This is a genomic window from Armatimonadia bacterium (genome assembly GCA_039679385.1).
Taxonomy (GTDB): Bacteria; Armatimonadota; Zipacnadia; order Zipacnadales; family JABUFB01; genus JAJFTQ01.
The window spans coordinates 1-12,452 of record JBDKVB010000102.1 but is presented as its reverse complement, the minus strand read 5'-3'; the positions used below and the strand labels follow the sequence as shown (position 1 = coordinate 12,452).

5 protein-coding genes and 1 pseudogene are annotated in these 12,452 nt (G+C 65.8%); 4 read left to right on the top strand and 2 right to left on the bottom strand.

The annotated features are described in order from the left end of the window. Nucleotides 1-7 precede the first annotated feature (7 nt). Nucleotides 8-937: pseudogene (locus tag ABFE16_12100) on the bottom strand (aldo/keto reductase). Nucleotides 938-1,108: 171 nt separating this feature from the next. On the opposite strand from ABFE16_12100, the gene ABFE16_12095 reads away from it, so the two are divergent. From ABFE16_12095 to hepB, 4 genes are all read left to right on the top strand, one after another. Beyond that, nucleotides 1,109-3,238 carry an alginate lyase family protein gene (locus tag ABFE16_12095; protein ID MEN6346031.1) on the top strand — a complete coding sequence of 710 codons (2,130 nt, stop codon included), beginning with the start codon at nt 1,109-1,111 and terminating at the stop codon, nt 3,236-3,238. 42 nt (nt 3,239-3,280) lie between these two features. Next, nucleotides 3,281-5,671, top strand: a complete 2,391-nt coding sequence (locus tag ABFE16_12090; protein MEN6346030.1) for a hypothetical protein — start codon at nt 3,281-3,283, stop codon at nt 5,669-5,671. A 63-nt stretch (nt 5,672-5,734) separates the two neighbouring features. Continuing rightward, nucleotides 5,735-8,935 carry a LamG-like jellyroll fold domain-containing protein gene (locus ABFE16_12085; GenBank protein ID MEN6346029.1) on the top strand — a complete coding sequence of 1,067 codons (3,201 nt, stop codon included), beginning with the start codon at nt 5,735-5,737 and terminating at the stop codon, nt 8,933-8,935. Nucleotides 8,936-8,979: 44 nt separating this feature from the next. Continuing rightward, the gene (gene hepB, locus ABFE16_12080) at nt 8,980-11,244 is read left to right on the top strand and encodes a heparin/heparin-sulfate lyase HepB (protein MEN6346028.1); all 2,265 of its coding nucleotides are present in this window, start codon (nt 8,980-8,982) and stop codon (nt 11,242-11,244) included. A gap of 40 nt (nt 11,245-11,284) precedes the next feature. Here the strand turns inward: hepB and ABFE16_12075 are convergent, their stop codons facing one another. Beyond that, entirely contained in the window at nt 11,285-12,001 is a 717-nt protein-coding gene (locus ABFE16_12075) for a hypothetical protein (GenBank protein ID MEN6346027.1), read from the bottom strand. Nucleotides 12,002-12,452 lie beyond the last annotated feature (451 nt).

Here is a 12,452-nt window from a genome sequence, read left to right as displayed (position 1 = left end):
CCGCTAACTAGCCCAGCGCTGCAGCGAGACGAGTGCGCTCCTCCTCCGTCAGGAGGCGTTCCCCGGCAGCCGCATTCATCCGCGCCTGCTGCGGCGACTTGGCTCCCGGAATCGCCACGGGCGCTGCCGGATGGGAGACGACATAGCCCAGCGCCGCACGGACCATCGGCTCACCAGCCTCCACCACCGACTTCAGCCCCTCTACCTGCCTGATCTGCGCCTCGAAGCCCTTCTGGCCCGAGTCTGACTGGTGCCAGGCGCCGCTGACGGCGTCCTAGAACCGCGTGTCCGCCGAGTACCGACCGGACAGCAGCCCCCGTGCCAGCGGGCCGCGAACCAGGACCGCGATCCCTTGCTCCTCGCAGTAGGGGAGAAGATCGGCCTCAGGGGTCCGGTTCAGCAGTGAGTAGTCCAGTTCCACCACCGAGCAGGTGCCGTGAAGGTTGAACCGCTTCACGACCTCCAGGCTGTTGGTCGAGATCCCGTAGGCGCGGATTCGCCCCTCCTGCTTGAGGGTCTCGAAGGCGTCCAGGTATACCGACGGGTCCTCGATGTCGCCCTCGTGGCACAGCTCAACGTCGAGCCAGTCGGTGCGCAGTCTCCCCAGGGAGGCGTGGCAGCACAGGCGGATCATGTCCACGGTCGTCTTGGGCACCATCTGGCCCGTGCGCTGGCCCCAGTGACCGATCTTGGACACGAGCACGATCTGGTGCCGGAAGCCCGACAGTGCCCGGCCAAGACGCTCCTCGGAGAGACCGTTCGGGATCCCATAGGACTCTGCGGTGTCGAAGAGTGTGATGCCCGCATCGAAGGCCTCGCGGACGGTGGCACAACTGGTGGCTTCATCAATCTCTCCCCACTGGTTCCCGATGTTCCAGGTCCCCAGACCAACAGTCGAGACTTCCCAGGAGAGCTTGCCAAAGGGTCGGTAGAGCATGGTCTCATCTCCCTCACAGACGAACGGAATAGTCTCCTCTCCTCTTCGCCGCTCATGACCTCAGGGCCTTCCGCGAAAGGGGATACAGGCCCCGCCGGGGAAGTGATCAGGTGAGACGGCTTGGCGAACCAGACGCGTTGACGGCCGTCGGAAGGTAAGGGTGTTGCGCCCATGACAAGCCTCGGTTCGGACGCCCCGCGAGAGAGAGCAGGGATCGCGCTTGCTTGCTGCCTGGTCCTGCTGTCAGCGCTGGCCGTGCCACGGTCGGCTGCAGCAGCGCCAGGCCTCGACGAGCGTCTGCCCGACGCCGACTTGTTCGCCGCCTTCCGACTCGATATGCCGCAGCTCGCCTCGGTGCGTGCTGCGGTAGCCGAGAAGGACTACGCCCATGCGCGCCATGAGTTGGCCGGCTACTACCGCCACCGTTCGGGCAAGTTCTGGTGGTTCGACGCCCATGCCATCGACCGCAAGGTGAAGAGCGGTTCAGCCGGGTTGGCGATGGCCCAACGCCTCCGTGATCGTGCGGGTGAGTTCGACCCTTCGTGGTGGCTCCCCGACGGTGACCTCAACTGGCAGCGCGACGGCGACCATGCGAACTGGGGCCGAATGTACTTCTGGGGAGCGCTGGGGGCCGGCTACTGGTTCTCCGGCAGAGAGGAGCCCGCCGCGACGGAGTGGGTCAAGCTGCTGCGAAGCTGGGTGCGCCTGGTGCCGCCCGGCTCGAACACGCGCTACTGGAACACGATGCACACGGGCATCCGGATGCGCAGCGGCTGGCCTGAGGCCTTCAACTACTTCCTGCTCTCGCCGACCTTCACCGACGACGACCTGGTCCTGTTCCTCAAGTCGACCCTCGAACAGACCCGGTACCTGCGTGAGAAGCACTCGGCGACCTCGAACTGGCTCACCTTCGAGATGGCCGGACTGTACAGCTCCGGCGTGATGTACCCCGAGTTCACCGAGGCCGCTGACTGGCGCAGTCACGCCGCCCAGGTCGCCGTGACGGACATGCAGCGCGGCTACCTTCCCGATGGCTCGAGCATCGAGCTGTGCCCGGGCTACCACCAGTTCTTCTCGAACTACCTGCTCATGCGCGATCTGGCCGTGGCGGTCGGCCGCGAGAAGGAGAGTGGGCTGGAGCAGCTCGTTGCGAGCACCGAGGAGCCCTACACCTACTTGGTCAAGCTCATGGCTCCCGACCGCAGGATGCCGGCCTACAACGACAACCGCCCGCTCGACGTGACCGGGCCTCTCGCGAAGGCCGCGGAGCTGTTCCCGCAGCGTTCCGACTTCGCCTGGATCTCCTCCGGCGGGACACGCGGTCAGGCGCCTGCCTACACTTCGGTCTACCTTCCCTATGCGGGAGCCGGGGCTATGCGCTCCGACTGGAGCACGACCGCGAACTACCTGGGTTTTAACTTCGGCCCGGTCGGCTACCGCCATGTGCACCAGGACAAGCTTAGCGTGGTGCTCTGGGCCTATGGTCGCCAGATTCTCTTCGACCCCGGCCGCTGGGACTACTCCGACACGCCCTATCAGCGGTACTGCAGCGACACCTTCTCCCACAATACCGTGCTCGTCGACGACCGTCCGCAGCGCAGGGCCTGGTATACCAACCCGAGGCCCGAGCAGATGCCCTATCAGCCGCTGACCGACGTCCGCTGGAAGACCAAGCCCGCCTATGACTACGCGGCGGGCGTGTACGATGAGGCCTACGGTCTCCCCGGTCCCTCAAACTCCTATCCCTATAGTGAGGGCAGCGACTTCCGCCAGGGATGGGGATACCCGGCCCGACACCATCGGCGTGTCCTCTTCCTCAAGCCGGACCTCTTCCTGGTCGTCGACACACTGGTGAGCAAGGACGGCAAGCCTCACAACTACGAGGTCCGCTGGCACCTCGACAGCCTGCAGGTGAAGCTAGGCGAGGACCACTTCTCGATGCGCACGGCCGACCCACGACAGCCGAACCTGCAGCTTGTGCCGCTGACCACCGACGGCCTGACCGTCCGCGCAGTGAGCGCCCAGACGGAGCCCGAGCTTCTCGGCTGGCGGGTCATCGACAAGCCGTTCCCGGCGACGACGGTCTGCCACTCGCGTTCGGGTGCGGGACAGATCACCTTTGCGACCTTGCTCTTGCCCCTGCGACCGGGGCAGACCACAGGACTTCGCTCAGTGCGGCGGGAGGGGGAAGGTACCTTCCGCGTCGTCCGCGAAGATGGCCGTGAGGTCCGGCTGCGTGCGCCTTCTGATCCAGCCCTGCAGCTTCGGTGCGAGTTCCTCCGGCCACGCGCCGGAGGCTAGCCCATCGACTGACCAACCTCTACGCCCTGGGGAGGGTCACCTATGCCCGGGCTGTCCCTTGGAGGGATCCTTGTGGTGTCCTCAATCATGTCGGCAGGCCTTGCTTCCGATGGTGTCCAGCCGCCGTTGCAGATCAGCGGTATCTACCCGCATCTCGCCGTCTTCAGTGGCAGCGGCGAGGTCGGAATCGGTGCCGTCGTTCCCTGGGCCGGGAAGCTGTGGATGATGACCTATCCACCCCACGAGATCCGGGGAGGCTCCGACAAGCTCTACGCGATCAGCCCCGACATGAGCCTTGAGATCCGGCCCGAGAGTGTCGGCGGAACTCACGCCGGGCGGATGATCCACCGCGAATCCAACCAGCTCGTCATGGGCCCCTACTTCATCGACAGCGAGGGCAAGGTGCGGGCCTGCGATGTGAACGTCCTCGTGGGTCGTATGACGGCCGTTGCCCGGCACCTGACCGACCCGGCCAACAAGGTCTACCTCATCGACATGGAGGGCGCGATCTACGAGGTCGACGTCCAGACGCTGGCGGTTACTCGGCTCTTCGAGAAGCCCGTTCCCGGCTGGCACGCGAAGGGCGGCTACACTTCCCAGGGCCGGCTGGTGATGTCCAACAACGGCGAGTCGGCGGCCTACAACAAGCAGTACACCTACCTCGCTGAGGCGCCCGTCAAGAGCCCGGAGGACGCTGGTGTACTGGCCGAATGGGACGGGACCACCTGGCGCGTCGTCGAGCGGCGGCAGTTCACCGAGGTCACCGGTCCTGGCGGGCTCCTCGGCGCACCGGATGACCAGTCGCCCCTCTGGAGTGTCGGCTGGGATCGCCGATCGGTGCTGCTGATGCTCCTCGATGGTGGCCGGTGGCAGCGCTTCCGCCTCCCGAAGGCGACGCACACCTATGACCCGCGCCATGGCTGGTACACCGAGTGGCCGCGCATCCGAGAGGTCGGTCAGGGTCGCTGGATGATGGACATGCACGGCATGTTCTACAACTTCCCACCGACCTTCAGCGCTGCCAACACCGGTGGGCTGTCCCCGATCGCCAGCCACCTGCGCTACATCCCCGACTTCTGCGACTGGAACGGGCGGCTGGTCCTCGCCGCCGATGACGCCTCGATCATGCAGAACCCCATGCTGGGACAGTCGCAGTCGAACCTCTGGTTCGGCTCGGTGGAGGGTCTGCGCAGCTTTGGTCCTCGTTCCGGCTGGGGCGGTCCCTGGCGTCAGGATGCGGTGCAGGCGGGCGTACCCTCAGACCCCTTCCTCGTCAAGGGCTTCGACCGCCGTGTACTGCACCTGGCCCACGACTCCGACGAGACGGTCACTTTCACCCTCGAGATCGACCGCTCCGGCGACGGGGCCTGGAGCGAGTACGAGCGAGTTCCGGTGCCCGCTCATGGCTATGTGGGGAAGGTACTTCCGGCCGACTTCGACGCCGCCTGGCTGCGTCTCAAGGCCGACCGTGACTGCGTGGCGACCGCCTATCTCCACCAGACTTCGCCGCGCGATACCACCCAGGACCGCCCGGAGATCTTCGCCGGTCTGGCACGCGTCGAGGACCAGGCGCCCGTCGTCGCCGGGATCCTTCGGCCGGCGCGCTATAACCGGAACCTCCAGTTCGTGGCCCGAACCACTGATGCCTGGGGCCAGGTCACCGACCGCGGGTACTGGGAGGTCGACAAGGACCTGCACTTCGTCAGGCCCGACGAGGACCGCTCCGTCGAGGTGCTTCAGGTCGCTCGGGTCCAGCGCGACTTCGAGGTCGATGCCGCCTCGGTCATCATGATCCAGGACGGCCGTCGCTACCGGCTCCCGAAAGGAGATGCCCGGTATGATCAGCCCTTCGCCTGGGGCTGGCCGCGAGGAATCCGGGAGTGTGTGTCCGAGCGTTACCTGATGAATATCCACGGGACGCTCTACGAGATGCCGCGCGATCATGGCCTGCCGCTGATCAAGCCGGTGTGCAGCCACGGTCGTCAGATCGCCGACTTCTGCACCTGGCGCGGGCTGATGGTTCTGTGCGGCACTCGCGGACCGGTCTGCCCTGACGGGCACTGCCTCTCCGGCGAGGACGGGCAACTCGGGCTCTGGTTCGGTGCCTTCGACGACCTGTGGCAGCTTGGCAGGCCGGTGGGCAAGGGCGGCCCATGGCTCAACACCCCGGTGAAGGCCCAGCAGCCTTCCGACCCTTACCTCATGACCGGCTACGATCACAAGCAAATGGAGCTGTCGCACGATGCGGACCACGAGGTAGCCTTCGCCGTCGAGGTCGACATCGACCACGAGCAGTGGTGCCGCTATGCAACCTACCGCATCCCCCCGGGTGAGACGGTCACCCACGTCTTCCCCGAGGGCTACAGCGCTCATTGGGTCCGCGTCACCGCCGATACGGACTGCAAGGCAAGTGCCGTGTTCACGTACGAGTAGCCAAGCCGGCGTCACCTGGAACGCGTCTCACCAACTCGGCCCTTTCGCACGACGGAGGTCAAGATGCCTGCGCTCTTTCTGCCTGCGGTAGGTGTTGCGTTGTTGACGGTGGTTCCCCTGCTGGGACTGACGGCAGCCGAGGCAGTCGGAGATGCTGGGCCGGCTGCTTCCTACTCCTTCGACAGCCTCGCGAGTGCCGGTGAGGACGCGTCCGGTCATGGCCATGCAGCGCAGGTCGTGAAGGCCCAGGCGGTCGCCGGGTACGAAGGTGGCGGCCTGGAGTTGGCTGGTGACGGCGGCCTCCAGATCCCCGGCGACGGTGACCTGAAGGTCACGAGTGCCTTCGCTGTGGAGTTGCGCGTCAAGTTCGCCGACGTCAGCGACAACGCCAATCTGGTGGCCAAGGACGGCGCATACCTGCTCCGCCTCGACCCACCCAACGAGGGCGGGCAGATCTCCTTCTTCGTCAACGCCGGTGGCACGCTGGAGCCTCGCGTGAGAGGTCCGAAGGCCGTTGCCGGACGCTGGTACCACCTCATCGCCACTTGGGACGGGATGACCGCCTCCCTCTGGGTTGATGGTCAGGAGTACACCGCCCAGCGACGCGGTAGCGTCTCAGACACCGGCAGTCCAATCCTGGTCGGCCTACCCTACAAGTGGGGGCCGGTCGGTCTCAAGGGCACCCTCGATGGCCTCCGGCTCTACACCCGGGCGCTCACTGACTCCGACATCCTCCTCGACCAGTACGGTCTGCGCGAGTTCCCTGCCCTGGCTCAGACCTCCGAGGCCCGCTTCGAGTTTGCTGCCTCCGCTCAGGGCTGGGAAGCGCTGCAGTCTGACGAGGCACGCATCGTCGAAGGCCAGCTCGTGAGCCAGACTCATGGAGGCAGCGCGATCCTGCTGAACCGCCGCCTGAACCTCCCGGTCAGCGGCCTTCGCTACGTCGCAGTGCGCATGGCCACTGACCAGGGCACCGTCGGCAAGCTCGTCGCCGTCACCGACTCCGGTCTGAAGAGCGTGCGGTTTGCCCCTGTCGCCGACGGCAACCTGCACTCCTATGTCTTCGACCTCGGCGCCTCCTCGCAAGGGCGCGGGAATCTGCGTGCCCTGGGCATCCTGCCCGCCGAAGTGGCGACGTCGGTTCAGCTTGACTTCGTGCGCCTCTCCGCGACGGCGGACGCACCGCCCGAGCTTGCGGTCACCGACTTCATCCCGGCCGAGGTGATTCCTCGTGCCGGTCGGCCGAACAAGATCCTGGCGACGGTCCGCAATCTTGGCGGCGCCGCAACCGACATTACCCTCCGCCTCGACGGCCCCGAAGGGTTGCAGGTCCTCAGTGGTGCAACCCAGACCGTGAGTCTGGCGCATGCCGAGAGGCGCGAGGTCTCCTGGTCGGTCCAGGCGGCTGCGCCGGTCTCCGGTCAGCTCCGCCTCAGTGCCGGTGCGCCGCAGATGGCTCCGCTGACTGCCACGACGCCCATCACCTTCGCCGCCGCGGTGGAGCCGACGAAGGCAGACTACGTTCCTGCTCCCGCGCCGCCGCAGACCGAGTACCTGGTCGGCGCTCACTACTGCCCGCTGTGGAAGCAGGGGGCACGTGGCGGTGGGTGGCAGGAGATCGTGCCCTTCCCGGAGCGTGAGCCTGCCTTGGGCTGGTACGACGAGGAGAATCCCGAGGTCACAGATTGGGAGGTCAAATGGGCCCTCGACCACGGGATCAACTACTTCGTCTACTGCTGGTACCGCCGCAACCAGGGCCAGGGTGTGCAGACCATGCTATCGCACGCCATCCACGACGGGCTGTTCCACTCCCGCTACGGCTCGCAGTTCAAGTTCACCATCATGTGGGAGAACCAGAGCAAGGGCCAGGCGGGCGTCGCCTCTGAGGACGACTTCCTCAACACGCTCTTGCCCTACTGGATCGAGAACTACTTCAAGAACCCCTCCTACCTGAAGATCGACAACAAGCCCCTGCTCTTCATCTACCGGCCCGAGTTCCTCATCAACGACCTGGGGAGCGTCGAGGCCGTCAAGCAGGCACTCGACAAAGCTCGCGAGGTCTGCAAGCGTGCAGGCTTCGCCGGCTTGACCATCCTCGGCGAGTACCGTGGCACGCAGCCCGCGCCCCTGGAGCTAATGGCCGCCGAGGGCCTCGACTACAGCTTCGCCTATTGCTGGCCGGTGGGTGGCGAGCCCTCGCAGCAGGAGTCGATCGACGCGCAGGAGCGCTACTGGAAGGACCGGCAGAAGATGGGGATCATCCCCGATCTGGTCACCGTCTCCATGGGCTGGGACTCGCGTCCCTGGCATCCTTCCAGTTCGATCTGGCGGCTCACTCCGGACAACTTCCAGGTCGCCTGCGAGCGGGCCAAGGCCTTCATGGCAACGGTGCCACCCGACCAACTCGGACATCGCCTGGTTCTCCTTGACAACTGGAACGAGTTCGGCGAGGGCCACTACATCGCTCCTCATCGCCAGTACGGTTTCGGCTACCTCGATGCCGCTCGCAACGCCTTCTGCACCTCGCCCAAGACGCATCTTGACCTCATCCCGCAGGACCTCGGTCTCGGGCCCTACGATGCAGGCTTCCGACGCTACGAACTGGCGGATGCCGAGTGCCGCCGTGTCCTGACACCTCCGGCCGACATGGACCCGGCTGTGATCGGTTGGTGGACCTTCGATGAGCCCGAGGGCAGCACCATCGCCGACGACTGGTCCGGCCATGCCCGGGGAGGTCTGATTGAGAACGCTGCCCTGGTGCCGGGCCGCTTCGGTCGCGCCTTGTCCTGCCGTGGCGGAAGCGTCGCGATCCCCCGTGGGGCCATGACCGAGGATCTCGACGAGATGACCGTGGAAGCCTGGATCCGCTGCGACGCACCCGGCCAGAGTGACAAGTGGTTCGTGAACAACGTCTTCAACGGCGGGGACAGCGGCTTCCGCTTCGGCCTGTCGGGCGGCAAGCTCTGCTTCGCTATTCCCAGCGCGCCCTGGAGTCATCACCTGGCCGCCGGTGATCCCCTTCCGGTGGGCACCTGGGTCCATGCCGCCGGCACCTACGACGGGCAGACGATACGCCTGTACGTGAACGGCAAGGAGTGCGGCTCGATGCCTCGCTCGGGCCCGGTGATGGGCAACCAGAGCACCTTGTGTCTGGGCAACTACGACCGCAACCACACGGCCTTCTTCACCGGCCTGCTCGACGACGTCCGCATCTATCGTCGTGCGCTCTCGGCAGAGGAAGTGGCCCAGAGAGCCGCTCGCTGAGCGCGCTTCCGCACAACCCGCAGGAGACCGAAAGAGGGTAAGCCATGAACCTGACGATGGGCCTGTCCGTCGGGCTGACCGCCCTGTGTGCCCTGAGCGCCTGCGCCTGGGAGCCAGCTCCCGGCAAGGCCCAGTGGATGGACGTCGATGGCGTCTCCATACCCGTGCCTCCGAGCGAGCATCCACGCCTCTATCTGCGGTCGGAGCACGTGGCGAACCTCAAGGCCCGCCTGGAGCACCCGGTCTTGCAGCCGGTGACCGAGCGGCTCAAGTCCCTGGCTACCAGGAGCCGACCTCATCGGCTGGAGTGGAACGCGCTGCAGTACCTCGTCACCCGTGACGAGAGTCTCGGTCGCGCCACCGTCGCCGATGCCCTGGACTACCTCAAGGCGACCCAACTCGCCGACAAGCAGGACGCCTGCCGGGCCACCGGACGCGCCATGGTCACCGGAGCCATTGTCTACGACTGGCTCTACCCGCTGATCGATGACGACACGAAGCAGCAGTTCGTCACCGAGCTAGTCCGCCTCGCCAAGACGCAGGAGTGCGGCTACCCGCCGACACGCCAGGGCTCAGTCACTGGTCACAGCTCCGAGGCTATGATCATGCGCGACATGATCTCGGCTGGGATCGCGATCTACGACGAGTTCCCGGAGATGTACCGTCTCGCTGCCGGGCGCTTCTTCCGCGCTCATCTGCCGGCCCGGAACTGGCTCTACGAGGGTCACGCCTACCATCAGGGCGATTCCTATGGCCCCTACCGCTACAGCGCAGACACCTTCCCGCTGTGGATCTTCGACCGTCTCGGCGCCGGAGACGTCTACAATCCCCAGCAGCAGTACGTGCCCTACCTGTACCTGTACACGACTCGTCCGGACGGTCAACGCCTTCGCTCCGGCGACACCTTCTCCCACAGTGCTCCTCGGGGCAAGCCCTGGGGCTTCGGCGTCGGTGCACTGCTGACCGCCAGCTACTATGGCGACGGCTACGCTCTCAGTCACGCGCTTGCCCAGGGCGGAATCGGTGACGGCGAAGCGATCTTCGAGCTCCTCTGGCGGGATCCGGACCTGACCCCGAAGCCTGCCACCGACCTGCCCCTGTCACGGTACTTCGGCGGCCCCTTCGGCTGGATGGTCGCTCGCACCGGCTGGGGTGAGGACTCCGTCATCGCCGAGATGAAAGTCAACGTGTTCAACTTCACCAACCACCAGCACATGGATGCCGGCGCCTTCCAGCTCTACTATAAGGGCGCTCTCGCCGCCGACACCGGCCGCTACTCGGGCTCCTCGGGTGCCTACGGCAGCCCTCACTGCCGCAACTACTACTGGCGCACCATCGCCCACAACAGTCTGCTGGTGTACGACCCGAGGGAGGTTTTCAGCACCTCCCCGGACTGGGGCAATGACGGTGGACAGCGCCTCCCGAACAGTCGCTCAGAGCCGCCGACTCTGGAGGCCCTGCTCGACCCGGCGAAGGGCTACAAGACCGGCGAGGTCCTGGCCCATGGCTTCGGACCCGACGCACAGAGCCCCGCGTACACCTACCTCAAGGGCGACCTTACCTCCGCCTACTCGGGCAAGGTCAAGCAGGTTGTCCGCTCCTTCGTCTTCCTGAACCTACGCCAGGCCGACGTTCCTGCAGCGCTGGTGGTATACGATCGCGTTGTCAGTGCCGATCCTTCCTTCCGCAAGTACTGGCTGCTGCACTCCCTCGAAGAGCCGCAGGTCTCCGGCTCAACCGCCGTCATCGACCGCACGGAGTTCGACAGCCGAGGCCGCCTGAACCTCACCGTGCTGCTCCCGGAGCCCCAGGACCTCGAGCTCTCCAAGGTTGGCGGTCCGGGCAAGGAGTTCTGGGTCTTCGGTCAGAACTTCGCCAACGATGTCCCCGAGGAGCAGTTGCGCAAGTCCTCCCAGGAGGCTGGGGCCTGGCGTCTTGAGGTCAGCCCGAGGGCACCCGCAGCCGAAAACCACTTCCTGAATGTGATGCAGGTGACCGACCGGCTCAGCGGCAAGTCACTACCCGTCCGCCGCATCGAGGGTGAGGGCGTCGTGGGCTGTCAGATTGGTGAGGGTGACGGCTCGCGGGTCGTCCTCTTCCGCACCGATGCCGCCCGCAGCGACGCAAGCCTTCGCTTCACCGTCCCGGGCACAGGTCTCGTCCAGGTCCTGGTGACCGATCTTGCTCCGGGCACCTGGCGTGCACAGCCCGCCGTGGCCTCTGTGTTCCCCGAGGCCAAGGTGTCCGCCGAGGAGGGCGCAGCCTGGTTCACCGGCCCTGCCGGCCTGTGGACGGTGACGAAGCGATAGCCCGTGTCCTTAGCGTCCCCGACACCCACTGCCCAGGGATTCACTCGGGTGCCGGGGCCGTAGGCCTCGGGTCCTGATCAATACGGAGGTTGTCGAAGAAGACTTCCCGCAGGGGATAGTTGCTGTGGGAGGATTGCTGCAGGTATACGTAGGCCCTGGTGAACCGCAGCTTCACCTCTGAGGCCCCGCACAGGAGGATGCCGTTTTCCTCCAGCCGTAGCGTCTGGCCGCAGAGCTCGATCCGCAGTCTCTGGCGGCCAATCGTCCGTCCTTCTCGCTTCTCCGGCCAGCCCTCGGTGTACAGGTCGCGGGGCTGACCTGCGGTGCATATCGTCACCTGGCAGCGTGCCTTGAGCCCCGGCGGAACACCCACGTACTCCACGCGCAGCCAGTCCGGCTCGTCTCGGGGGTTCTGGGCAGCCGTCGGGCACAGGTACAAGCCGCAGGTCATGTAGCAGCCATTGGCCTGGCTTCCCCAGTCCAAGTCCACCTCCAGCCTCATCCGCCGCTCCAGGGCCGCAATCGCCTCGCGAGTCCGCACCCCGTGGTACTTCACCGTGCGATCGTCCGTGCCCAGGGTCGAGGCCGCCAGCCTCAACCGTCCGCCATCGACCTCGACCGTCTCTTCGGCGAAGTCTCCTGCCTTGGTCTTGACCCACTGGTCCCCCAGGCGCGGGCCGCTGAACCTGTCCCGGAAGAGGATATCTGCAGCAGAATCGCCCGCCGCCAGAAGGAGCACCACCGCGACCAGAGGCACGAGACCGCAGGTTCTCCGCCATCGCCGAGAGTCTCCCCGCGACCAATCCGAACGGTCAACGCACGCGCCCATGCTGCCACCCTTCCGTCGGTCGTCACAGCAGGTTTGGCCACTGGATTCGCCGTGCACTCCGGCGCTCCTGCCTTTGCCAGGTGAAGCCCTAAGCACACGCCGCCTTGCCCTGCAGACTCGTTACCAAGCCTTCAGGAAGTCTTCACTCTAGCGAGAGCCTCCTTCGCAGGGCCGTCGCTATCATGAAGACAGTCAGCACAAAACAGGGAGGTGACCTTCGACAGACGGACCGCCAAACCGAACGCGGGGAACTGTAGATGCAGACCATGGGGCCGAATGCGTCCGAGGAGGAGTTGGCGATGGGGCGTGCAAAGACGCTTCTGATCGTGGTTCTACTCTTGCTCCTGGCGAGCACAAGTCAGGCCGTGATCATCGACTT